The sequence below is a fragment of the Halomicrobium sp. HArcht1-1 genome (assembly GCF_058933285.1).
Genome location: NZ_JBZYDL010000001.1, coordinates 2,024,489 through 2,048,395, shown reverse-complemented (window position 1 = coordinate 2,048,395; position 23,907 = coordinate 2,024,489). Strand labels below are relative to the sequence as shown.

22 protein-coding genes are annotated in these 23,907 nt (G+C 65.9%); 11 read left to right on the top strand and 11 right to left on the bottom strand.

The annotated features are described in order from the left end of the window. Positions 1-2: 2 nt before the first annotated feature. Positions 3-935, bottom strand: a complete 933-nt coding sequence (gene aglG / locus AC5FRZ_RS10805) for a glucosyl-dolichyl phosphate glucuronosyltransferase (RefSeq protein ID WP_372480662.1) — start codon at positions 933-935, stop codon at positions 3-5. A 202-nt stretch (positions 936-1,137) separates the two neighbouring features. Here aglG and AC5FRZ_RS10800 point away from each other — a divergent pair, with 202 nt between their 5' ends. Together AC5FRZ_RS10800 and AC5FRZ_RS10795 are read left to right on the top strand one after the other, a co-directional pair. After that, a complete protein-coding gene (locus AC5FRZ_RS10800; protein WP_493564569.1) occupies positions 1,138-4,212 on the top strand; it encodes an oligosaccharyl transferase, archaeosortase A system-associated in 3,075 nt (1,024 codons plus the stop codon). Positions 4,213-4,270: 58 nt separating this feature from the next. Then, positions 4,271-4,450, top strand: a complete 180-nt coding sequence (locus tag AC5FRZ_RS10795) for an HEWD family protein (RefSeq protein WP_015763698.1) — start codon at positions 4,271-4,273, stop codon at positions 4,448-4,450. A gap of 12 nt (positions 4,451-4,462) precedes the next feature. Here AC5FRZ_RS10795 and AC5FRZ_RS10790 read toward each other — a convergent pair whose 3' ends face one another. After that, complete coding sequence (locus AC5FRZ_RS10790; RefSeq protein WP_170094728.1) at positions 4,463-4,927, bottom strand: DUF7992 family protein; 465 nt, start codon at positions 4,925-4,927, stop codon at positions 4,463-4,465. Positions 4,928-5,052: 125 nt separating this feature from the next. Beyond that, entirely contained in the window at positions 5,053-5,328 is a 276-nt protein-coding gene (locus AC5FRZ_RS10785; protein ID WP_015763696.1) for a PadR family transcriptional regulator, read from the bottom strand. 258 nt (positions 5,329-5,586) lie between these two features. Here AC5FRZ_RS10785 and AC5FRZ_RS10780 point away from each other — a divergent pair, with 258 nt between their 5' ends. From AC5FRZ_RS10780 to purM, 3 genes are read left to right on the top strand one after another with little or no spacing between them, the layout of a single operon-like run. Further along, the gene (locus AC5FRZ_RS10780; RefSeq protein WP_170094726.1) at positions 5,587-7,158 is read left to right on the top strand and encodes a TraB/GumN family protein; all 1,572 of its coding nucleotides are present in this window, start codon (positions 5,587-5,589) and stop codon (positions 7,156-7,158) included. Next, a complete protein-coding gene (locus AC5FRZ_RS10775) occupies positions 7,155-7,796 on the top strand; it encodes a zinc metalloprotease (protein ID WP_493564568.1) in 642 nt (213 codons plus the stop codon). The genes AC5FRZ_RS10780 and AC5FRZ_RS10775 overlap by 4 nt, the downstream gene beginning before the upstream one ends. Before the next feature lie 53 nt (positions 7,797-7,849). Next, positions 7,850-8,839, top strand: a complete 990-nt coding sequence (gene purM, locus AC5FRZ_RS10770; protein ID WP_493564567.1) for a phosphoribosylformylglycinamidine cyclo-ligase — start codon at positions 7,850-7,852, stop codon at positions 8,837-8,839. A 310-nt stretch (positions 8,840-9,149) separates the two neighbouring features. Here purM and AC5FRZ_RS10765 read toward each other — a convergent pair whose 3' ends face one another. The 3 genes from AC5FRZ_RS10765 to AC5FRZ_RS10755 form a co-directional block, all read right to left on the bottom strand. Next, positions 9,150-9,302 carry a hypothetical protein gene (locus AC5FRZ_RS10765; protein WP_493564566.1) on the bottom strand — a complete coding sequence of 51 codons (153 nt, stop codon included), beginning with the start codon at positions 9,300-9,302 and terminating at the stop codon, positions 9,150-9,152. A gap of 160 nt (positions 9,303-9,462) precedes the next feature. Next, positions 9,463-10,014, bottom strand: a complete 552-nt coding sequence (locus AC5FRZ_RS10760) for a CBS domain-containing protein (protein ID WP_493564565.1) — start codon at positions 10,012-10,014, stop codon at positions 9,463-9,465. A 152-nt stretch (positions 10,015-10,166) separates the two neighbouring features. Then, positions 10,167-10,538 (bottom strand): DUF555 domain-containing protein, encoded by a 372-nt coding sequence (locus tag AC5FRZ_RS10755; protein WP_015763690.1) that lies wholly within the window; start codon positions 10,536-10,538, stop codon positions 10,167-10,169. A 252-nt stretch (positions 10,539-10,790) separates the two neighbouring features. On the opposite strand from AC5FRZ_RS10755, the gene AC5FRZ_RS10750 reads away from it, so the two are divergent. The 4 genes from AC5FRZ_RS10750 (at position 10,791) to AC5FRZ_RS10735 (ending at position 13,739) form a co-directional block, all read left to right on the top strand. After that, positions 10,791-10,964 (top strand): hypothetical protein, encoded by a 174-nt coding sequence (locus tag AC5FRZ_RS10750; protein WP_194286859.1) that lies wholly within the window; start codon positions 10,791-10,793, stop codon positions 10,962-10,964. A gap of 166 nt (positions 10,965-11,130) precedes the next feature. Beyond that, a complete protein-coding gene (locus AC5FRZ_RS10745; protein ID WP_493564564.1) occupies positions 11,131-12,468 on the top strand; it encodes a phosphopentomutase/phosphoglucosamine mutase in 1,338 nt (445 codons plus the stop codon). A 57-nt stretch (positions 12,469-12,525) separates the two neighbouring features. Further along, positions 12,526-12,915 (top strand): cytidine deaminase, encoded by a 390-nt coding sequence (cdd, locus tag AC5FRZ_RS10740; RefSeq protein ID WP_153553793.1) that lies wholly within the window; start codon positions 12,526-12,528, stop codon positions 12,913-12,915. Continuing rightward, positions 12,912-13,739 (top strand): nucleoside phosphorylase, encoded by an 828-nt coding sequence (locus tag AC5FRZ_RS10735; RefSeq protein WP_493564563.1) that lies wholly within the window; start codon positions 12,912-12,914, stop codon positions 13,737-13,739. The genes cdd and AC5FRZ_RS10735 overlap by 4 nt, the downstream gene beginning before the upstream one ends. A 17-nt stretch (positions 13,740-13,756) precedes the next feature. On the opposite strand, the gene AC5FRZ_RS10730 is transcribed toward AC5FRZ_RS10735, so the two are convergent. The 3 genes from AC5FRZ_RS10730 to AC5FRZ_RS10720 form a co-directional block, all read right to left on the bottom strand. Next, positions 13,757-14,932, bottom strand: a complete 1,176-nt coding sequence (locus AC5FRZ_RS10730) for an NAD(P)/FAD-dependent oxidoreductase (protein WP_170094709.1) — start codon at positions 14,930-14,932, stop codon at positions 13,757-13,759. A gap of 205 nt (positions 14,933-15,137) precedes the next feature. Then, positions 15,138-17,042 carry a S8 family serine peptidase gene (locus AC5FRZ_RS10725; RefSeq protein ID WP_493564562.1) on the bottom strand — a complete coding sequence of 635 codons (1,905 nt, stop codon included), beginning with the start codon at positions 17,040-17,042 and terminating at the stop codon, positions 15,138-15,140. Between the two features lie 110 nt (positions 17,043-17,152). Beyond that, positions 17,153-17,686, bottom strand: coding sequence for an HTH domain-containing protein (locus tag AC5FRZ_RS10720; protein ID WP_018258255.1), 534 nt, complete (start codon positions 17,684-17,686; stop codon positions 17,153-17,155). Between the two features lie 331 nt (positions 17,687-18,017). Here AC5FRZ_RS10720 and rocF point away from each other — a divergent pair, with 331 nt between their 5' ends. Both rocF and AC5FRZ_RS10710 read left to right on the top strand, forming a co-directional pair. Continuing rightward, positions 18,018-18,926, top strand: a complete 909-nt coding sequence (gene rocF, locus AC5FRZ_RS10715; protein ID WP_493564561.1) for an arginase — start codon at positions 18,018-18,020, stop codon at positions 18,924-18,926. Between the two features lie 100 nt (positions 18,927-19,026). Further along, the gene (locus AC5FRZ_RS10710) at positions 19,027-20,238 is read left to right on the top strand and encodes an AGE family epimerase/isomerase (RefSeq protein WP_170094703.1); all 1,212 of its coding nucleotides are present in this window, start codon (positions 19,027-19,029) and stop codon (positions 20,236-20,238) included. A gap of 71 nt (positions 20,239-20,309) precedes the next feature. On the opposite strand, the gene AC5FRZ_RS10705 is transcribed toward AC5FRZ_RS10710, so the two are convergent. Continuing rightward, positions 20,310-21,356, bottom strand: coding sequence for an FAD-binding oxidoreductase (locus tag AC5FRZ_RS10705; RefSeq protein WP_493564560.1), 1,047 nt, complete (start codon positions 21,354-21,356; stop codon positions 20,310-20,312). Between the two features lie 91 nt (positions 21,357-21,447). Continuing rightward, positions 21,448-23,907, bottom strand: a complete 2,460-nt coding sequence (gene gyrA, locus AC5FRZ_RS10700; protein ID WP_493564559.1) for a DNA gyrase subunit A — start codon at positions 23,905-23,907, stop codon at positions 21,448-21,450.

Sequence of the window (23,907 nt, the reverse complement as noted above, 5' to 3'; positions counted from 1 at the left end):
GGTCACCACTTCACCATTCCGTAGAGATAACCCAGCCCCACGACGCCGGTGAACACGAACAGCATCGCGAGCTGGACGACGGCTGCGAGCGACGGCTCGGTGCGGAGCCCGCGGAGCCGTCGCGGCGTCGCGACGAACAGCAACGTGGCGAGGTAGTCCGACTCCGTGCCGTCGGTCTCCGGCACGAGCACTTCGAGCCCGCGCTTGGAGTAGCCCTGCCAGAACGCCCTGTCGAGGAGCCACCCGAGCTCCGTCCGGTAGTCGAAGATCTTGTGCGCGACGATCGCGTCGGGCGTGTAGTACATCCCGCGGCCGTACTCGGCCTGGAGTCGCGCACAGAGCTCGGTCTCCTCGCCCTGGAGGTTCTTGTCGCCAGTTCGACCGCCGATCTCGGGCTCGAAGCCGCCGAGCTCTTCGAGGACCGACCGCCGGAACGACATGTTGCCTCCGTAGGTGTTGCGTACTTCGCCGCCGACCGAGGCGTCGTCGGCCGGCCCGAACGTCGGCGGCGTCACCCCGATCAGCCAGTAGAACTCGGCGGGCAGACAGACGGGCTCGTCGGCGACCCACTCCGGGACGAGCCGTCCCCCGACCGCCGGCACGTCGCGCTCCTCGTACACCGAGACCAGCGCTTCGAGCCACCGCTCGTCGGCGATTACGTCGTCGTCAGTAAACGCGACTACGTCTCCGCTTGCGGCGTCGAGACCACGGTTTCGACTGACTGCGAGCCCGCGATTTTCCTCGTTGCAGACGATCTGTACGTCCGATCGGTCGCCGAAGCGGTCCTCGATGGCCCCACAGACCGCGTCGCTCCCGTCCGAGACCAACACGAGTTCCACGTCGTCGTACGTCCCAGCGAACACGCTCTCGACCGCCTCGACGAAGTGATCGAAGCGGTCCATCGTGTGCAGACAGATCACGACCGAGACGCGCATGCAGAGTTCTGTCCCGCCTCGTCGCATAGGCGTTTTCATTGCCAGCGGGCTATCGGCGACGAAGCTGCCGTCGAGCGAGTCCCGAAAACGGTCGCTGGCGGACGGCAGACGGCGGTTTCGAGAGGGGACGACGACGCGACACGGCCGCGCCGTCGTACGCATATGACAAGGCTTATGCGCGCGATGGCAATTCGTTCCGCTAATGAGTCAAAGGCGGGGCCGCCTCGAAGATAACGACGAACTCGAGCGGGCCGTCGACTTGGTGCAGCAGTACTACCACCTCGCTTTCGGCGCCCTCCTCCTCGGGTTCACACTGTGGAATCGTGTCCGACCGTGGAACAACTACATCGTCGACGGTGAAGTGCTGTTCAACGGGAACGACGCCTGGTATCACTACCGCTCGACGGCCTACACCGTCCGCAACTGGCCACAGACGATGCCGTTCGACCCCTGGACGTACTTCCCTCACGGGACCGACGTGGGTCAGTTCGGCACCCTGTTCGACCAGTTGCTCGCGACCGTCGCGTTGATCGTCGGGCTCGGATCGCCAAGCGACAACACCGTCCGGCTCGTCGTGCTGTTCGCACCGGCGGTGTTCGCGCTGCTGACGGGGCTCCCCACGTACGTCATCGGCCGTCGGCTCGGCGGTCGTGCCGGCGGCGTCGTCGCACTGGCCGTGTTCGCGCTCTCCGCGGGATCGATCCTCCAGCGGAGCATGGTCGGCTTCTCGGACCACCACATCGCGGAGGTGCTCTTCCAGACGCTGGGCGTCCTCGGCGTGATGGTCGCCGTGACGGTCGCCCGCCGGGACCGGCCGGTCTACGAGCAGTTCCTCGACAGGGACTTCGAGGGGCTCCGGAGCACGCTCGTCTGGAGCGCGCTGGCCGGGGTCGCGATCACGCTGTACCTGTGGGTCTGGCCCTTCGGCGTCCTCCTGCTGGGTATCGTCGGCGTCTACCTGCTCTTCCAGCTGACGATCGAGTTCGTCCGCGGCGAGAGCCCGGAGCACACGGCGATCGCCGGTGCCGTCGCACTGGGCGTGACCGGTGTCCTGATGTTCATCCCGATCACCGCCGCCGAGTTCAGGGTCGGCGTCTTCTCGCTGCTGCACCCGACGCTCGCGTTCGGCGTCGCCGCCGGCTGTGTGTTCATGGCCTGGCTGGCACGCTTCTGGGACGACCACGACATCGACACGGTGTTCTATCCGCTGACGATCCTGAGCGTCCTCGTCGTCGGTGTCGTCTTCGCACAGCTCGCGACACCGGGCATCTACGATCTGTTCGCCCGGAACCTGGTCCGGATCTTCGGCGGTGTCCTGGGCATCGGGCCGTCCGAGACAGCCGGGACGATCGGCGAGATCACGCAGATGCGCCAGCCGGCGATCGCACTGTTCCAGATGCACGGCTTCGCGACGTTCATCGCGCTCGCCGCCGGTGCCCTCATCGTCGTTCGGAACCTGATCGGCTCGAAGGTCGAGCCCCAGCAGCTCCTCGTCGTGGTCTGGGCTGCGTTCGTCACGGCCGCCGCGATCACGCAAGCACGGTTCGCCTACTACCTCGCAGTGCCGATCGGCGGACTGACGGCCTACGCGGTCGGTTCCGTGCTCCGATACCTCGCTGACGGCGACCGTTCGATCGTCGACGGCGACGGGATCAACGTCGAGGCGTACCAGGTCCTCACCGTCGCCGCGATCGCCGTCCTCGTCGTCGCACCGATGGTCGCGGTCGCGTCCCCGACCAACATCGACCGATACGACAGCCCCGGTCAGGGCATCGAAGGATGGTCCGACGGACTCGACTGGATGGAAGGCAACACGCCTGCCGAAGGAACGCTCGGCGGAGCCGCGAACGAACTCGACTACTACGGGACCTTCCCGAACGTCGGCGAGTTCGACTACGAGGACGGACAGTACGGCGTCCTCTCGTGGTGGGACTACGGCCACTGGATAACCGCCCAGGGCCAGCGGATCCCGACCGCTAACCCGTTCCAGCAGGGTGCCACCGAGGCCGCGAACTTCCTGCTGGCCCCCAACGAGACCCAGGCCAACGACGTGCTCGACGACGTGAGCGAGAACGACTCCGAGGCCGAGACCCGGTACGTCGCCGTCGACTGGAAGATGGCCGAGACCAACGGCAACGTCGGCGGGAAGTTCTTCGCGCCGCCGAACTTCTACGACGTGTCGGAGGTCAGCCAGCAGGACTACTACAGCCCGGTCTACTCCAGTCGCGCACAGTCGCTCCGTGGACCGTCCTTCGTCCACCAGCGACAGGCCTACTACAACAGCACGGTGGTGCGTCTCTACCGCTACCACGGAAGCGCCGTCGAGCCACGACCGATCGGCGTCGACTGGGAACCGAGTACGCTACAGGGCCGACAGGTCGCACAGGTCGACGGCCGGCGAGCGATCTTCCAGACCCAGACGATGGAAGAAGCACGCGCGTACACGGCCAACGACTCCACGTCGAGCGTCGGCGGGATCGGTGCGCTCCCGTCCGAACGCGTCCCCGCGATGGAACACTACCGACTCGTCGGAACCAGCGAGCAGTCCGCGACGGCGAGCAGTCAGTACAACCGCGGTCTGCTACAGTCCGCCGCGGCCTCGGGACTGGGCTACCAGCCTGTCAACAGTACCGCGGAGTGTACCTCTGACGTGACACTCCGGGTCGCAGAGTCCGGTCCGGGACAGATCGCGTGTCTGCCGGAGGACATCGAACAGCAGGTCTTCCACGACACGGCCCCACAGTGGCTGAAGCTCTTCGAGCGCGTTCCCGGTGCGACCGTCGAAGGGACCGGCCCCGAGAACGCGACCGTGCAGGCCACCGTCGAGATGTACAACCCCGCCTCCAACGAGACGTTCACCTACACCCAGCGGACCCGAACGAACGACGACGGGACGTTCACGATGACCGTCCCGTACTCGACGACCGGATACGACGAGTTCGGACCGGACAACGGCTACACGAACGTCTCGGTCAGAGCCAACAGCAGCTACCAGTTCCGTGCCGGTAGCGTCGACAACGGCACGCTCACGCAGTGGAGCGGGACGACCGACGTCTCGGAAGGGCAGGTGCTGGGCGTCGACGAGGAGCCGGCCGAAGTCGAGATGAACAGCACGGAGGTCGATCTCCGATCTTCCGAGAACGAGACCGACGCCACGAACTCGACCAGCGACACCGGTGGCTCAGAGACGACCGACGAGACCGGCGGCTCCGAGACGACCGACGAGACGACGACATCGACGCCGGAGACCGACACCGCGACCGAGAGCGGTAACTGATCGGAAGCCCCCGGACGGGACCGGCACGCTCATTATTCTCTGGCACCACTGTCGCGGTATGACGAAACTCGTCCCGCCCTCGGAGCGGACGTGCGAACGCTGCGGTCGTCACGACGTCTGGGACGACGAGACCGACTCGTGGCAGATCGTGGTCGACGGCGAGCAAAAGGAAGCCGGCAACCCCTTCTGTCTCCACGAGTGGGACATCAACGGCAACTACAGTCCGCTGGCCGAGTGAACGGCTGCGGCGTCACTCGTCGCCGAACTCCGGGAGATCGTCCGGCAGATCCGGGTCTGTCTGCCAGTCGACGTAATCGGCCTTGAGCGTCTCGCTGACCGTCCGTCCCAGCTCGGCCATGCCGGCGTTGATCCCCGACACGGTGTCCCAGGAGTTCAGATCCGGGTGTAGCGATCGTTCTCGCCAGTCCTCGGGCAGTCCCGGTGCGTGGTACCCCACCCGCTGTGCGAAGTCGTCCCAGAAGAAGTCGAACTGGTCGACGAGACCCAGTTCTCTGACGATCTCGAACGCCGTCTCGTCGAGGTCGGTCGTCTCGGCCCACTCCGTGAACGCCTGCTCCCAGGCACCGTCCTGCAAGAACGCCTCCAGTTCTTCGCGCCGGTACTCGCTCGTGTCCACGTCGACGTCGTCGTAGTCGCTGGCGTCGACGGCGGTGTCGAGTTCGGGCGGTGCCGGCGGTTCTACGTCCAGTGGCATAACTGGGCGTTCGTCTGGTTGTGGTATAAGCGTGTGCCGTCGAAGATCGCGACGCCGGGAGGCGGTACGAGTATTCGGACGGCTGTCGGTGACATCGACACGCCGACGCGGGTTCGAGCGCCGAGCTACGCGGTGACGTACTGGGACTCCCAGTCCTGGCGGGCGTTGAGCTCGCGCTTGCCACGACTGGTCAGGGCGTAGAAGTTCGTTCGTCGGTCGCGCTGTCCCTTCTCGACCATCCCCTTCTCGACGAGCGTGTCGAGGTTCGGATACAGGCGTCCGTGGTTCACCTCGCTCTCGTAGTACTTCTCGAGCTCGTCTTTGATCGCGAGCCCGTGTGGTTCGTCCAGTCCTGCGATCACGTACAGCAAGTCACGCTGAAATCCAGTCAGATCGTACATTGAACTCGGACGTATATTGAAAACCCCGATATATCACGTTTTCTGGGATGTTCGAAAGTCACTAACCACAATGTAATCGCGAGCCGTCCAGTAATTTTGCGCGCTACCGGGCGGAAAGCAATAGTGTTAGATGAGCGCGAGGTTCTCCGTGATAGTTCGATCCAGTGAATAGTCTTCGTTCCGACAAGATACCTGACGGCCGACCGACAGTCGTGACCGACAGAAACGCATAACAGTGGCCGCCGTGTAGCCGGTGTGATGACCGACCGCGCCGAGACCACGCGCAATCTGCCACAGGGGGGTGGTGGGGAGGGGCGTGTGACGGTAGTAGGGACGGCACACGTCTCACAGGATAGTGTCGAGGAAGTCGAACGGACGATCGAGGACGAACAGCCCGACGTGGTCGCCGTCGAGCTGGACGAGGGTCGCTACCGGCAGATGAAAGGAGAGACGCCGGAGGATCTCGACGCCAGTGATCTGCTTCGGGGTAACACGGTCTTTCAGTTTCTGGCCTACTGGATGCTGTCGTACGTCCAGACGCGACTGGGCGACCGCTTCGACGTGAGTCCCGGCGCAGATATGATGGCCGCCGTCGAGACGGCCGAACGCAACGGTCTGGGGGTCGCACTCGTCGACCGCGACATCCAGATGACGGTCCAGCGGTTCTGGGCGCGTCTCTCTTTCTGGGAGAAGCTCTCCCTCGTCGGCGCTCTGTTCGCCGGCATGGGCGACTCTCGCACCGTCGGCCTCTCGATCGGCCTCACGATCGGGGTGCTGGTGAGCGTCGTCGTCGAGTCGACGATCGGTCCGCTCGTGGTTCCGGCCGGGAACTGGCTCGGCAGTTCGCTCCCGCTCGTCGGTGGGCTCGGCGGTCTGGGTGTCGCCGTCGCAGACGGGCTCGTCGTCGCGCTCGGCGTCGCACTGGTGGTCGGGATCCCGGTTCTCGCGCTGCTGACCCGCGCCAGTGGCGGCGAAGAGTACGAGGAGTTCGACCCGTCCGAACTCACCGACGTGGACGTCGTGACGGCGATGATGGAGGAGTTCCGCCAGTTCTCGCCGGGCGGTGCGGAGGCCCTGATCGACGAGCGCGACGCCTACATCGCACACAACCTCGTGGACCTCCGTGACGCCGGCTACCACGTCGTCGCCATCGTCGGTGCCGGCCACCGTGCGGGGATCGAACGCTACCTCGACCACCCCGAAGAGCTGCCGCCCGAGTCCTCGCTGGTCGGGCGCGAAACCGGCGGCTGGTTCTCGCCGTACAAGCTCTTTGGCTACCTCTTTACGCTGGGCTTCCTGGTCTTTTTCCTCCTGCTGGCGATGGCAGTCTACACCGGCGTGCCGGGGGCCTCCAGTGAATTCCTGCTCACGCTGTTCGGGACGTGGTTCCTCGTCAACGGGATCGTCGCCGCGGCCCTGGCGCGACTCGCCGGTGCTCACTGGTCGAGTTCCGCCGTCGGCGGGGCCGTCGCGTGGCTCACGAGCGTCAATCCGCTGCTCGCGCCCGGGTGGTTCGCGGGCTACATCGAGTTGCGATACGTCGACGTCAACGTCGGCGACATCGGCACGCTCAACGAGATTCTCGACGACGAGCAGGCCCCGCTGTCCGACATCTTCCAGCGGCTCCGGGCGGTGCCCCTGTTCAGACTCATCCTCATCGTCGCGATGACCAACGTCGGGAGCATGATCGCGAGTGCGCTGTTCGCGACGACGCTGCTGCCGATCATCGCGGCCGGCGCACCGAACGTCAACGGCGTCGACGGCGTCGTTCGGCTCATGATCCAGGGCGCACAGAACAGCGCCGACCTGCTGTGGGGGCTGGTGCGATGAACGTCCGCTTCAGCGAGCGCGAACTCAAGGACCTCCTGATCGCGTGGCTCGCGCTGGGTCTGGCCTTCGCGATCTTCATCAACTACGACATGGTCCAGGGCCTGCTCGCCGGCCGGCCGCCGAACCCGACTGCGGTCCTCGGGGCACTGGCGGTGAGTCTGTTCACCGCGGGGATCGGCTTCCTGTTGCACGAACTCGCTCACAAGGTCGTCGCGGTCCGGTTCGGCCAGATCGCGGAGTTTCGCGCCGACTACAACATGCTGTTTCTGGCCGTCGTCAGCGCGCTGGCCGGCTTCCTCTTTGCCGCACCGGGCGCGGTCCACCACCGCGGTCGAATCACCGAGCGCGAGAACGGACTGATCGCACTCGCCGGCCCCGTGACCAACGTCGTGCTCGCGCTGGTGTTCGTCGTCCCGCTGGTCGTCGCCTGGTTCGGACTCTTCGGAGGGCTCCTGTTCGAGCTGGCGGCGCTCGGTGTCTCGATCAACCTGTTGCTCGCGGGCTTCAACATGATCCCGTTCGGTCCCCTCGACGGCAAGAAGGTCCTGGCCTGGAGCAAGCCGGTCTACGCGGTCGTCGCCGCGCCGATGCTCCTGCTTGGCGTCTTCGTGCTCCTGGCCGGCGTTCCCGGACTGTAGTCCGGTCCCACGGAAACGGTGGTCTTTTGCTCTCGGCCCGCCCGCTCTCGCATATGACCGACGACAGCGACGACGAGGAGGGGCTGACTTACGCGGCGAGTGGCGTCGACATCGACGCCAGCGAAGCCGCGACGGCGGCGCTCATCGGAGCGGCCGGCGAGTTCGAGGGCGACTACGCGGGGCTGGTCGACATCGGCGACCAGTACCTCGCGCTGGCGACCGACGGCGTCGGGACCAAGCTCCTCGTCGCCGAAGCGATCGACGACTACTCGACGATCGGCATCGACTGCATCGCGATGAACGTCAACGATCTCGTGGCGACGGGGGTCGAACCGGTCGCGTTCGTCGACTATCTCGCAGTCGAGGAGCCAGACGACGAGGAGTCCGAGCAGATCGGTGCCGGACTGCGCGAGGGCGCGAAGCGGGCCGACGTGGCGCTGGTCGGCGGCGAGACCGCCGTGATGCCGGACGTGATCAAGGGGCTGGACATCGCCGGCACCTGTGCCGGGCTCGCGCCCAAAGACGCGGTCTTCCCCGGTGAAGCCGAACCCGGCGACGTCATCGTCGGCTGGCCCTCGGATGGGATCCACTCCAACGGTCTCACGCTCGCTCGCGAGGCCGTCACCGCGAACCACGAGTACACCGACGATTACCCCCGCGATCCCGAGCAGACGATCGCCGAGGCACTGTTGACGCCGACCCGAATCTACACCGACGTGCTGGGTCCGCTCCGGGACGCCGAGACCCACGCTGCGGCCCACGTGACCGGCGGCGGCTGGACGAACCTCACCCGGATGGGCGAACACCGCTACGAGATCACCGACCCGTTCGACGCCCAGCCGATCTTCGAGTTCGTCCAGTCGGAGGGCTCGGTCTCCGACGAGGAGATGCACCGGACCTTCAACATGGGGACCGGGTTCGTGGCCGCGATGCCGGAACGCGCCGCCGAGACCGTCGTCGAGGCGACTGACGGGCGCGTCATCGGCGAGGTCACGGACGGCGAAGGCTGTGTTGCCGTCCGCGGGCTAGAGCTGACCGGGTGAGCGGCCGAACGCGAGCGGAGCGAGCCACATTTTCGCCACTGTCAGAGCAAGCTCTGACAAGCACTCCTTCACTGCGTTCAGGAGAACCACGCTTTTTGAGGAGTGGTTCGCGAGCACCGCGAGCGAACCCGACGACGAAAAAGGTGGATGCGGGACCGGGTTCGTGGCCGCGATGCCGGAACGCGCCGCCGAGACCGTCGTCGAGGCGACTGACGGGCGCGTCATCGGCGAGGTCACGGACGGCGAAGGCTGTGTTGCCGTCCGCGGGCTAGAGCTGACCGGGTGAGCGGCCGAACGCGAGCGGAGCGAGCTACCGCTCGATCTCCTGTTCTCTCGGTTCGTCCGCGACGAGTCGCAACTGGAGGGCCTCGCGGAGGTGATATTTGATGCGATCGTCCTCGGCAATTTCGAGCGCCGTTTCGAGCTGCCGGTGCAGTCTGTCGTCGTCGGGACGAACCGTCATTGCTGCTCTGGACGCGACGGGACCTCAAAAGGGGGACCGACCGTTCATAGGGGTATACGGCGACTAACACGGACGACGAGCCGACGTTCGCGATACCGTCAATCGAAACGAGTGACACGCAGATCGCGCTGTCGTCGTGCGATCGGGTGTGTATCGACTGTCACTGGCTACTACTCACGTGGGCCGCGATGTCGGCTTCGGTGATGATGCCGACCGTCTCGCCAGCGTCGACGACGAGGACGGCGTCGTTGTGAGTCAGGTAGGCGTCGATCTCGTCGATCGTCGCGTCGGTCTCGACGGTCGCGATCGACTCGTGCATCACGTCGGCGACCGGGAGGTCGCCCACGTTCTCGCGGTCGTGCTGGATGATGTCGGAGTGGCCGATCAGGCCGACGGGGGTGCCGTCACGGACGACCGGCACCTGCGAGTACTTGCCCTCGTCGAGGATGTCCTGGGTCTCGTGGACGGAGTCGTCCGGCGCGACGCTGTGGACCGGGGCGTTCATCAGCTCCTCGGCCCGGAGAATGCCGCCTTCGGCCTCTTCGAGAGCGTTGACGATCCGTCGCAGCGTCGACAGCCGCGGGTCCACGTCGCCGCCCTCGATCCGCGCGATCAGCGGCTGTGATACGTCTGCCCGATCCGCGAGTTTGCTCTGGGTCAGGCCAAGCTCGGTCCGCCGTTCCCGCAGATCGTCGGGCGTCGGAAGTTCCATACCGCCAATTACTTGCGGTAATATATAAAAACACCGACGGCGCTGTCGACGTTCGAGCGCCACGGCAGAACGATCCGTCTGCTGTGATTACCCGCCTGTGACACATTCGCCACTGCAGGGTGTGCGATCTGTGACAGCGATCGCCGGCAGTCTCAGGCCTGTGTGTCGGCGTCGGCTTCTTCGCCCTCGAACTCGATCGTGTCGATGACCTTCAGCGGCACGTCGCGCAGCGACCCGCCGATCTCGCTTTTGGCGATCCGCTGGGCGTGCTCGATCGACTCCGCGTTGAACACCTTCATTTCGAGGACGAGGCCGACCAGCGCGGTGTCGGCGGCGATGAACGCGGAGTCGAACGGTTCACCGCAGGCGGGACAGCCCGTCGCACCGACTTCGACCTCGACGTAGTCCATCTCGGACTCGTTGAGGCGCTTCCCCGCTTCGCTGACTGCGACACCGATCGCGTCGTCGATGTCTTCGACGTCTCTGACCAACCAGGCTGCTTCCATCGCCACGAGGTAATTCATACACGTCTCTCCGCGTCCCCACTACACGTGTGTTTTGATTCGTGCCTGCGCACGAGACGGCGAATATCGTCATAAGTTATGCGAACGTCCCGTCGTGCCAACGGCTCCATTACCCGAACATCGGCGGCTCTTCGAGACGGGAAGCGTCGACGGGACGAATCGACGAAACCGCACGACTGCGGTCGATTCGACGCGGGTGACCTGATGCTAACCTTTATATACTGCTACTCGCCCATAGCAGAGCGAGGGACGATGGAATCCCAACTCTACCGCGGCTTCGTGTTCGCACTGTACCAGTTCAGCCTGCTGCTGGGCATCGTGTTGCTCCCGATCGCACTCCTGTTCGGTCGGATGGGGCTGTCGCTGCCGGTCCACAGAGTCGTGCTTCGACTGGAGGACGCGTACGCGGGTGCGACGCCGAGCTGATATACCGGCTGTAAATCTGTGAACGATTTCGCCACCCCGAGGTGACGGGGCTCTTCACGAAGTGACAGCCGGCAGTATGATTCTCCGCCGCCGATCCGTTCGAGACCGACTGCCACCACGAGAGCGTACCGCTACCCCCAAGTGCGGCCCGCACGACCGGTGAGGTATGGAACTGTTCGGGACGGCGGGAATCCGTGGTACGGTCGCCGAGACAGTGACGCCCGAACGCGCACTTCGGGTCGGCCAGGCGGTCGGCCGCGACGGCGCGGAGTTCGTCGTCGGCCTCGACGGTCGCGTCACCGGCCCGGCCCTCGCCGCGGCCGTCGAAGCGGGCATCGAAAGCGCGGGTGGTTCGGTCGTCCGCATCGGCCAGTGTCCGACGCCAGCGCTCGCGTACGCCTCGCAGGGCCGGCGGGGCGTCATGCTCACGGCGAGTCACAACCCGCCCGAGGACAACGGCATCAAGCTGTTCGTCGACGGCAGCGAGTACGACCGCGAGGCCGAGCAACGAATCGAGGAGCGAGTCGCTGCCGGCGACAACGCCGCCGAGTGGTCCGCGTGGGGCGATACGGAGCGGGCCACGGTGCTCGACGAGTACCGTGACGCGGTCGCGGCCTACGCGGCGGATCACGGGAACGAGCCCCTGGATGTCACGGTCGCGGTCGACTGTGGCAACGGGATGGGGGCGCTCGCGACGCCACAGGTCCTCCGCGCACTCGGTGCGGACGTACGCGCGCTCGAAGCGTCGGTCGACGGCCACTTCCCCGCCCGTCAGAGCAAGCCCACGCCGGAGTCACTGGCTGCACTCCGCTCGTTCGTCGCCGACACGGACGCGGCCTTCGGCATCGGCCACGACGGCGACGCGGACCGCATCGTGATCGTCGACGCCGACGGCGACGTGGTCCACGAGGACACCGTCCTCGCGATACTGGCCGAACACTACGTTCGCCGCTCGTCCGCTCGGGACCCCGTCGTCGTGACGACGCCCAACGCCTCCGGCCGGATCGACGAGCGGGTCGACGAGGCCGGCGGTCGCGTCGAACGGATCCGTCTCGGTGCGCTCCACGAGGGGATCGCTGCCGCGGAGGGGACCGTCGTCTTCGCCGCCGAACCCTGGAAACACGTCCACACGGCCTTCGGCGGGTGGATCGACGGCGTCGCCAGCGCCGCCGTCCTGACGACGCTGATCGCCGACGAGGGACTCGACGCGCTCCGGGAGCCCGTCACCGAGCGGCCCTACCGCAAACACAGCGTGGACTGTCCGGACGAGCACAAGACGGCGACGATGGAGCGGCTGGCGACGACACTTCCCGAGACGTTCCCCGAGGCCGCCGTCGAGACGGAGTACGGCGTTCGCCTGACGTTCCCAGACGACTCGTGGACGCTCGTGCGTCCCTCCGGCACCGAGCCCTACGTCCGGGTGTACGCCGAGAGCGACGACGTAGACGCCCTCGTCGAACGGGTCGCCGAGACCGTCGAGCAGGCGGTCGCCACGGCGGCCTGAGCAAGCTGGCGACTGCTGGGCGATGGCTATTTGACGGGGCCAGCCGTGGCCCTGCACATGGATTCGCTGGTCGAGGCAGCCAGAACGGCCGTCGAGGAGTCGTTCGCGCCCTACTCCGAGTACGGCGTCGGTGCGGCGATCGAGACCGCCGACGGCGCGGTGTACACCGGCTGTAACATCGAGAACGCCAACTACAGCAACAGCCTCCACGCCGAGGAGGTCGCCGTCGGGAGCGCGGTCGCGGACGGCCACCGAGCGTTCGAGCGGATCGCCGTCTCGTCGGACGCCCGCGACGGCGTCACTCCCTGCGGGATGTGTCGCCAGACGCTGATCGAGTTCTGTGACGACGACCTGCCGGTGGTCTGTGACGAGGGCGACGGCGAGACGACGACGTACCAGCTGGGCGAACTGATTCCGGCGACCATCTCACGGGAGCACCTGGAATGACCGACGACAGCGAAGATCCCAACGACGGCGAGCAGTACCACCTCGAAGTCGCGCCGGGCGACGTGGCACCCAGCGTCCTCCTGCCGGGCAACCCCGAGCGCGTCGCCAAGGTCGTCGAGTCGTGGGACGACCACGAGGTCGTCGCGGACCACCGAGAGTACCGCACGGCGACCGGCGAGTACGACGGAACGCCGATCTCGGTCACGTCGACCGGGATCGGGTCGCCCTCGGCCGCCATCGCCGTCGAGGAACTGGCTCGCGTCGACGCCGAGACGCTGCTCCGCGTCGGTTCCTGTGGCGCGATCCAGGAGCAGGCCAGCATCGGCGATCTGATCATCACCACCGGCGCGGTCCGACAGGAGGGGACCAGCGAGGAGTACGTCCGCGAGGACTACCCGGCGACGGCCGACCACCGCGTCGTCTCGGCGCTCGTCGCCGCCGCAGAGGAGTTAGGATACGACTACCACCTCGGACTGACCTGTTCGACGGACAGCTTCTACGCCGGCCAGTCACGGCCCGGCTTCGAGGGGTTCGAGGCCAGCGGGAGCGACGAGCGCATCGAAGCGCTGCGAGCGGCCGGCGTCCTCAACTTCGAGATGGAAGCCAGCGCCATCCTGACGCTGGCCAACCTCTACGGACTCCGGGCCGGCGCGGTCTGTACGGTCTACGCCAACCGCGTCACCGGCGAGTTCCGGACGGCGGGCGAACGCAAGGCCGCAAAGACCGCGAGCCTCGCGGTCGACTACCTCGAACGGATGGACGAGGCCGTCGAAGCCAGCAACGCCGACCACTGGCACGCCGGGCTATCAGTCGAGAGAGAATAGTGGGCAGTGGCCGCCGTCTACATGTCGGGCCAGGCCTTGGCGGCCCGGCCGGTCGTCGAGACCCGGCGGATCCACTTGGCTGCGATGGCCTTCTTGAGGTTCTCTGCGAGGAAGCCACCGAACGTGTCGACGGGGACGCTGATACCCATGTACTCCACGTCGTGGGCGACGGCCTTGTCGCCGACGGAGACGACCGTCCCCATGTCGTCGTAGGTCCACGTGTCCAGTGGCTGGCCCCGGGCGGCGCGCGCGAGGTTCCGACCGGCGACCTCGGCAGCCTGCCAGGCGGCCTGAGCGGTCGGTGGTGCGGGGTCGTCGCCGGGCTGGTCGATCAGCGCGCAGTCGCCGATGGCGAAGACGCGCTCGTCGGAGGTCTGGAAGTCACGCTCGGAGTCGATGCGGTGAGAGCGCTCGTCTTTGTCCAGTTCCACGTCGCGGACGGCGTCGCGGCCGGTGATACCGCCGGTCCAGATGAGTTCGTCGTAGTCGAGTTCCGTCTCTTCGCCGACGTAGACCGTGTCTTCGTCGACCTCGCCGATGAACTCGCCACACATGATGTTGATGTCGGCCGCTTCGAGGCGCTTGCGGATCGCACCCTGGAGTTCGGGATCGCCGTTGGGCATCACTTCGTCGAGTCCCTCGACGAGGTGGATCTCCAGGGGCGCGCGGCGCTCGTCGCGGTACTCGGCGATCTCGCCGGCCGTCTGGATGCCCGAGAGGCCGGCACCGCCGACGACGATCTGAGCGGGATCGTTCTGCGTCGCGTCTCGGGCGGCGCTGGCGATTGCGTCGTGGATGTTCAGGGCGTCGTCCAGCGACTTGAGCGTGTGTGCGTACTCCTCTAGCCCCTCGATACCGAAGAAGGCGGTCTGAGAACCGATCGCGACGAGGAGGTAGTCGTACTCGACCGTCGAGTCGTCGTCGAGTTCGACGACACGCTCCTCGGTGTCGATGTCGGCGACCGACGCCTGCACGAAGTCAGTCTGTCGAGACTTGATGTCGCCGACGGGGATAGTCACCTTCTCCTGGACGGTCGGGTCACGGATACAGCGGTGAGATTCGTGGAGCACCAGGTGGTAGTCGGTGTCCGAGATCCAAGTGATGTCGGCCTCGCCGTTCAGTTCGTCTTCGAGGCTCTTTATCGCACCCGCGCCGGCGTAGCCAGCTCCGAGAACGACAACGTTGTCGGTCATGTGTGAAAAGGTCGGGCAGCGGGCGATACAAAGGCTTTGAAATCGCTCTCGCGTGGCAACTGCGTTGTCCCTTCGCTACGTCTCCCCGATCTGATGGGAACGACGGGCGGTAGGGTCGTGCTGTCGGCCGATCGCTGCGTCGTGCTATCCGCGACCCGGCGTCGCGGACGCCGTCACGGAGCGACAGCCGACGGTGTGACAGCGATCAGGAGACGCGTTCCCAGACCGCTTTCTCCTCTGCCGGCTCGTCGCCTCGGGTCCACCACTGGGCTTCCCAGACGGAGCCGTCGTAGACGACGCGGTCGCCGCCGGTGTAGGCGGTGTCCGCGTCCCACTGCGGGTACTCGTTGTCGCCGCCGTCGCCGCCGTCGCCGCCGTCGTCACCGTTGTCGCCGTCGCCGCCATCGTCGCCGCCACCGCCGTTTGCTGGTCCGACCTCTTCCCACGGACCCCACTGGTTCGAACCGGGCTCGTCGCCCTGGGTCCACCACTGGGCTTCCCAGACGGAGCCGTCGTAGACGACCCGGTCGCCGCTGGTGTAGGTGGCGTTGGGGTCCCACTGTGGGTACTCACTGCCGCCGCCGCCGTCGGAGTCCTCGACCGAGATGGTCTCCGAGGCGGAGTCGGTCAGCCCGCCAGGTCCGGTGACGGTGACGGTTGCGGTGTACTCGCCGGCCGAGTCGTAGGCGTGTGTCACCTCTGGGCCGGACGCCGTCGTGCCGTCGCCCAGTGTCCACTCGAAGGACTGGATCGATCCGTCCGGGTCCGTCGACCCACTCGCGTCGAAGGTCACGTCGTCTCCGACCATCGGCGTGGTCGTGTCGACCGAAAGCGTCGCCGTCGGTGCCGTGTAGCCGTCGTCGCTGTCGTTGACGGCGTCGACGATCGCACCGGCGTCGACGAGACCACTGCCCTGCTGGTCCGACGGGAGGCCGATGTCCCGCGCGCTCTCGGTGAGCACGTCTTTGAGCTCCTGTGGCGACAGGTCGGGATCGATCGCGAGTGCCAGCGACGCGACGCCTGCGGCGGCCGGGCAGGCCATCGACGTTCCCGACAGCGAGTTGTAGTCGTCGGTCGGGTACGTCGAGAGCACGTTCAGTCCCGGCGCGGCAACGTCGACTCCGGGGCCGTACTGCGAGAAGTCGGTCAGTGTCTCGTTCGGTCCGACCGCAGATACGGCGACGACGGAGTCGAAGCCCGCCGGATAGGAGACGCCTCGCTGACCGCTGTTTCCGGCCGCAGCGATCGGCAGTGCGCCGTTTTCGAACGCGTAGTCACAGGCGTTGCGCAGCGTCTGCGACGCGCCACCGCCGCCCAGAGACATGTTGATGATATCTGCACCGTTGTCCGCACACCAGACGATCGCGTCTGCGATCGCGCTCAGGACGCCGCCACCGCCCCTACCCCCGAGTGCGCGTGCGGCCAGCAGCGAGGAGTTCGAGATGCCCGCGATGCCGGTCGCGTTGTTCGTCGTCCCGGCCGCGATACCGGAGACGTGGGTACCGTGTCCGTTCCCACTTCGCGGACTCGGGTCGTCGTCGTCGGAGACGAAGTCCCGACCCTTGACCTGTCCGAACTGCGCTTCGAGGTCCGGATGGGTGTACTGGGTCCCCTGGTCGACGACGCCGATCGTCACGTCGGTCGATCCGAACGTCGTCTCCCACGCCCCACCGGCGTTCACCAGTTCGGGAGCGTACTGTTCTCCGACCCGTGGGTCGTCCACGTCGATGACCATCGGATAGTAGGTCGTGTTCGGCTCGACGTACGCGACGCCTGGCTGGTTCTCCAGGTCTTTCTTGGCCGCCGACTGTGCCTGTGGTCCGGTCTGCTGGGGCAACTGAACTTCCATGTACCCCAGCGTGTCGTTCTCGCCGACGACCGAGGCCCCTTCGGGCAGTCCCGACTGGATCGTCGCCTTCGTCTCGGCGGCGTTGGCCGTCGGCTCCATCCCGACGATCAGTTCTCCCGGATCACGGGAATCACCGCCGTTTCCGTCGGGATCCCGCCCCTCCACTGCGGCTGCAGTGCCGATCGCTGTTGATCCGACGATACCGCTTACTGTCCCGAGGAAGGTTCGTCTGGTACTCCCCCCAATGTCTTTGTCCGTCATGGACGTTCAAACATTCAGGAGCACTCCATTTATTATTTATGTCACGAAATGAAGGGTTGAATAATAGTTAGAAACGCTAAACGTCCACTATTCGAAAACGAACGGCAGAATTAATGTTCCGGTTCGCCGGCCGGTGCCCGCATGTCGTCGATGGTCAGGATCAGCTTGTTGCTGGTGTCGTCTTTCCCCGCGAGGGTCCCGATGATCTGGAGCTTCGAGAGCGGCGTCGGGCCGACGGTGACCGAGTCGTCCTCGTGGAAATCGGAGATCGAACCCTGCAACTGGAGCTCGGCACGACACTTCTCGGGATGGTGAACGCTCGTCAGGTCGATCTCTTCGACGTTGGCGTCTTCGAGGAGTTCGCCGTTGTGCCGGAGCGGGACCCGAGCGGCGTCGTCCATGTCCTGGATCTGGAGCGCGTCGTACGCGTTCGCCGTCGGCTTGTACCCGCCTTTCGGACCGGGCACGCCCTCGACGAGCTGGAGTGCCTTCAGGCTCTGCATCTGGTTGCGGATCGTTCCGGGATTTCGGTCGACCTTCTCGGCGATGTCTTCTCCCTTGACCGCACTCTCGCTCTCTTTGTACAGGTTGACCAGTTCCTGCAAGATGTTTTTCTGACTGGGCGTGAGTTCGATTGATGACATAACCGAAGATTGGATGTACCTGTCCTTAAAGCCGACGGTGGCCCCATCCTGTTTGTCACTGTGTATCGTGGTAAAAAATCACATCCACAAATCGAGCGGAAACAGCGCTGTTTCCCGAGGTTCCTCGACAGGGCCAGTGTTTTTTGACACTCGTCGCGACCCGACTGGAAGTTCTGCCCGTCGTCACAGTCACACCGCCGAGTTCCGTCGTCAGCCGGGTTCATCACAGAACAATTAGATACCGCTGACAGGAAGCACGCTCCCAGCTGGCACGGCTCGCCGGTCACGTCGTCCATCTGTCTTTTAGTGCCGGCTCGCGTAGCCACCCGATATGGATCGACAGGTACGTCTCATCGGTGCACCGATGGACCTCGGAGCGGATCGCCGCGGCGTCGACATGGGCCCCTCGGCGATCAGGTACGCCGGCCTCGCCGACCAGCTCGAATCGGCCGGCATCGAGTGTGTCGACTACGGTGACGTGACGGTTCCACGCCCGGAGGAACTTGAGCCGGTCGCAGACGAATCGGTCGACGGACGAGCGAAGTATCTCGCCGAGACGGAGGTGGTCTGTGAACGCATCGCGTCGGCCGTCGACTCGACGGTGAGTGCAGGTGAGTTCCCGCTCGTTCTGGGCGGCGACCACTCGATCGCGATCGGAACGGTCGCGGGCACCACGGCAGACGACATCGGCATCGTCTGGTTCGACGCTCACGCCGACTACAACACGCCCCAGACGACTCCCAGCGGCAACGTCCACGGGATGTCGCTTGCTGCGATCCTCGGGACCGGTTCCTTCGACGGCAGTGAGTGGGCTCACGCTCCGAACGTCGACCCAGCGAACGTCGCGCTCGTGGGGCTGCGGAACCTCGACGAGGGCGAACGCCGACACATCCGTGAGTCGCCGGTAACGGCCTACACGATGAGCGACATCGACGACCGCGGCGTGACGGACGTGGTCGAGTCCGCGCTGGCCGTCGCCGACAGCGCGGCCGACGGACTGCACGTCAGCCTCGACATGGACTGGCTCGACCCCAACGAGGCACCGGGCGTCGGAACGCCGGTCCGGGGCGGCGTCTCGTACCGAGAAGCCCACGTCGCCATGGAGTACGTCGCCAACTGCTCGACGGACCTGTGCTCGATGGAGGTCGTCGAGGTGAATCCGATCCTGGACACACACAACCAGACCGCGGAGTTGGCCTGTGAACTCGCCGCCAGCGCGATGGGCAAGCGGATCCTGTAAACCGGAGCGCTATCGGTCCGTTCTGGCCGACGGCACTCGCTGTGGAACACGATGTGGGAGTTCGGGCAAGCTTATTACTCGTCACGTCGACGGGCCGGCAATGCTCGCCCGCAACGACACGACGGTCAGAGACCCCCGGTATCTCCGGCGACATGCGCTCTCGTTGCTCGACTTCTACCACCAACGGTCCGTCGACACGACCCACGGCGGGTTCGTCCCACAGATCAGCGACCGCGACGGCACCGTCTACGACGCTCGCGCCAAGCTCTTGCCGGCCACCGCCCGCTTCGTGTTCAACTACAGCGTCGGCGCGCTCCTCGATGGGCCCCACTACTGCGAGGAGATGGCTGCACACGGCATTCGTCACCTCGAACGACACCACCGCGACGACCGCCACGGCGGGTACGTCTGGCAACTCGACGGGCAGACGGTAGCCGACGGCGGCAAGCGCTGTTACGGCCACGCGTTCGTCCTCCTGGCGTACGCGACGGCCGCACGTGCCGGCGTCCCGGATGCCCGCGAGCGGATCGAGCCCGCGTACGCGCTGCTCGACGAACACTTCTGGGAGGACGAGTACGGCCGCTGTCGCGTCGAACTCGACCGCGACTGGTCCGGCACGAGCGACTACCGCGGCCAGAACGCCAACATGCACACCTGCGAGGCGCTACTGGCCGCCTACGAGGCCACCGGGACCGAGGAGTACCTCGACCGCGCCGCTCGTATCGCCGAGGGGCTGGCTCGCGACCTCGCCGACGAGGGCGACGGCCTGCTGTGGGAGCACTACACGAGCGAGTGGGACCACGACTGGGCGTACAACCGCGACAAGCCGGGCGATCTCTTCCGGCCCTGGGGCTATCAGCCGGGCCACCTGCTGGAGTGGAGCAAGCTCTTGCTGGTGCTCGCCCGCCACCGGGAAGAGTCGTGGTTCGCCGACCGCGCCGTTCGCTTCTTCGACGCGGCCGTCGAGAACGGCTGGGACGACGACCGCGGCGGCTTCGTCTACAACTTCGACCGGGACGGCGACCCGCTCGTCGAGAACAAGTACTACTGGCCACTGTGTGAGGGGATCGGTGCGACCGCACTGCTGGCCGACCGCTTCGACGACGACCGGTATCGAGCGTGGTACGACCGGATCTGGAACTACGCGCTGGACAACGCGGTCAACGACCGCTACGGGAACTGGTACTTCCAGTTGACGCCGGACAACGAGGTCGCGACCGACGCCATCGACGACACGCCAGAGGTCAAAGTCGGCTACCACCAGCTCAACGCCATCTACGAGACCCTACGAGCCGACGGCTTCGCCGAGTAGGCAATCTACCCCTGGTTCGCCGCCGGTGATGTCCCGTCCCGGCGCTCGTGAAACAGCGTCGGTCGACGGCCCTACCCGAACCCCTCGTAGTCCATGTGTGCCTCTGGGACACCGACCGACCGCGCCGTCCGGACGAGCGTCTCGACCATGGCGTTGATCCCACAGGCGTACAGGTCGAGGTCGTCGGGGTCGAGCCGAGCCTGCGTCCCCACGGGTTCTGCCTCGACGTAGCGCTGCATCGACTGCGGGACCGACGAGCGATCGACCGCTGCCCCGTCGAGGTACTTCGCGAACACCTGCTGGACGTAGTCGACTTCGCCGGACCAGTCGCTCAGGAGTGGTTCTCGCGTCAGCGTCGGGACGAAGTGAAACCGCTCGTGGTCCTCGGCCAGCGACTCGAACCACTCGCGATACGGCAGGTCGTCGCGCCACGCACAGCCGAGAAACAGCCACACGTCCCGCTCCGTGCCTCGATAGGTGTCTTGCCCGGTCGCGAAGAGGTGCTCGATCATACTGCGAAACGGGGCGACGCCGGTGCCGGTCGCGAGAAAGACCACGTCCCGGCTGGAGGGGTTCGAGAGGGCCATCTCGCCGTAGGGACCGCGGACGACCACCTCGTCGCCTTCCTCGACGTGGACGAACAGTTCGCTGGTGAGGCGTCCGCCGGGCACGCGCCGGATACAGAACTCCAGTTCGTGCTCCGCTGGCGCGTTCGCGAGCGAGTACGCCCGCGGCGTGTCGCCGCTGCGCAGCGTGACGTACTGCCCCGGCTCGAAGTTCAGTTCCGTGTCGGGATCGACACGCAGTCGCAGCAGTGACGGATACGGACGTTCGAACCGATCGGCGAGGTCTCGCACGGCCCCGATCCGTCGGCGCGACGCGCCCTCGGCGCGCAGCGCCTCGTACAGTCCCGTCCAGTCGACGTCGGAGCCGCTGCGAAAGTCCGCGAACAGACAGTCGACGCCCGCGGCCGCTACCTCGCGCCGCACGGCGCTCCGGACTTCGCCGTTCCGGCTCCGGTCCAGTGGCTCGACGAGCGTCACGCGTCCCTCGTCGGTGACGAGCGGATGGGCGGCCAGCCGTTCGTGTTTGCTCTTGTGGCGCGGAACGTCTGGCATTCGTTCCCTCCTCGTAGCCCAGCGTCTTCATACTACGCTTTTTGTACCGTCCCTCCCGCAAAAGATTGCCTCGCCGCTCGCGTTCTCCGTGCTACTCGCCGTCTTCGATCTCGGCGGGCACCACCGTGACGCTCGCCACGTTGTCCGCCCCGTCGAGCTCCATGATCTTGACCCCCTTCGTGTTGCGGCCGACCTGTGACACGTCACCGGCGGGGATGCGCATGATCTGGCCGCTCTCGCTCATGATGACCAGGTGGTCGTCCTCGCGGACGGCCTTCGCCGTCGCGACGCGGCCGTTGCGGTCGTCGGTCTTGATGTCGATCAGGCCCTTCCCGTAGCGGGACTGTTTGCTGTACTCCGACAGGAGGGTGCGCTTCCCGTACCCGTTCTCGGTGACGGTCAGGAGTGCGCGGTCGTCGTGGTCGTCCGTCGCGACCATCGCGGCGACCTTGTCGCCGTCTTGCAGGTCGATCCCGCGGACGCCGCGGGCCGACCGTCCCATCTCGCGGACCTCCGACTCGTCGAAACGGATCGTCATGCCGCCCTCGGTGGCGACGACCAGATCGCCGCTGTCGTCGGTGACCTCCACGTCGACCAGTGCGTCGCCGTCTTCGAGCTTCGCGGCGATGATCCCCGTCGAGAGGATGTTCTCGAACTCGTCGACGCAGGTGCGCTTGACGTAGCCGTTGCGGGTGACCATCGTCAGGCACTCCTCTTCCTCGAAGTCGTCCGTCGAGACCACGGCGGTGATCTCCTCGCCGTCGCCGAGATCGATGATGTTGACCGCCGACTTGCCCCTGGCGGTGCGGGACATCTCCGGAATCTCGTAGGTCTTCAGGCGATAGACCTGTCCCTGATTGGTGAAACAGAGCAGGTAGTCGTGGCTGTTCGCCCGGAAGACCTTCGAGACGCGGTCGCCCTCCTTGGGGTCCGAGCCGATGATCCCCTTGCCGCCGCGGTTCTGGGCGTCGAACACGTCGACGGGCATCCGCTTGATGTAGTCGTCCTCCGTGATGACGACGACACAGTCTTCCTCGGGGATGAGATCCTCGTGGGTGACCTCGCCCTCGGCTTCGAGGATCGAGGTCTTGCGGTCGTCGTCGTACTCCGCTTTGATCTCGCGAAGCTCGTCTTTGATGACCGTCAGAAGCTCCGACTCGGAGTCGAGGATCGTCTGGAGCCGTTCGATTCGGGCCTGTACGTCCTCGTACTCCGACTCGATCTCTGCGGTCTCCATCGAGGTCAGCGAGCCAAGCTGCATCCGGACGATGTGGGCCGCCTGCTCCTCGGAGAAGTCGAACTGGCTCTGTAGTTCGGTGCGGGCCTCGTCGCGGTCCTCCGAGTCCTGGATCAGCTCGACCACGTCGTCGACGTTTTGCAGCGCCTTCAGGCGACCTTCGAGGATGTGTGCGCGGTCCTGGGCCTCGTCGAGTTCGAACTGCGAGCGCCGACGCACGACCTCCCGGCGGTGATCGACGTAGTGTTCGAGCGTCTCTTTGAGGGTGAGCACGCGGGGCTCGTCGTCGACCAGCGCGAGGTTGATGACGCCGAAGGTCGATTCGAGGTGGCTCTCCAGGAGCTGGTTCTCGACCACGTCGACGTTCGCGCCGCGCTTGAGTTCGACGACGATGCGGACGCCGTTGCGGTCCGACTCGTCGCGGAGGTCGGCGATCCCCTCGATGACGCCCTCGTTGACGTCCTCGGCGATCCGCTCGACCATCCGTGCCTTGTTCTCCTGGTAGGGGATCTCCGTGACGACGATCCGGTTCTCCTCGGGATCGACCTCGTAGTCCGCCCGGACGCGGAGGCGACCGCGCCCCGTCGAGTACGCCGAGTAGATGGCGTCCTTGCCGACGATGTTGCCGCCGGTCGGGAAGTCCGGCCCCTTCACGTGGTCCATCAGGTCCTCGACCTCGCAGTCGGGGTTGTCGATGAGGTGAATCGTCGCGTCGATCACCTCGCCGAGGTTGTGCGGCGGGATGTTCGTCGACATCCCGACGGCGATCCCCGAGGAACCGTTGACCAGCAGGTTCGGCATCGCCGACGGCAGGACCTCCGGCTCCTGCAGTCGGTCGTCGTAGTTCGACTGGAAGTCGACGGTGTCTTTCTCGATGTCGGCGAGCAGTTCCTCCGAGATCGGCGACATCCGGGCCTCGGTGTAACGCATCGCGGCCGCGGGGTCGCCGTCCATCGAGCCGAAGTTCCCCTGTCCGTCCACGAGGGGGTAGCGCATCGCGAACGGCTGGGCCATTCGGACGAGGGTGTCGTAGATCGCGCTGTCACCGTGGGGGTGGTAATCACCCATCGTCTCCCCGACGATCGAGGAGGACTTGCGGTGAGAGGACCGCGACGAGACGCCCATCTCGTGCATCGCGTAGAGAATCCGGCGGTGGACGGGCTTGAGCCCGTCGCGAACGTCCGGGAGCGCACGACCGGCGATGACGCTCATCGCGTAGTCGATGTAGCTCTGTTCCATCTCGTCCTCGATGCGGACGCGGTCGACGCGCGACGCTGCCTGCGGATCGTCGGGATCAGGTGCTTCAGAACTCAT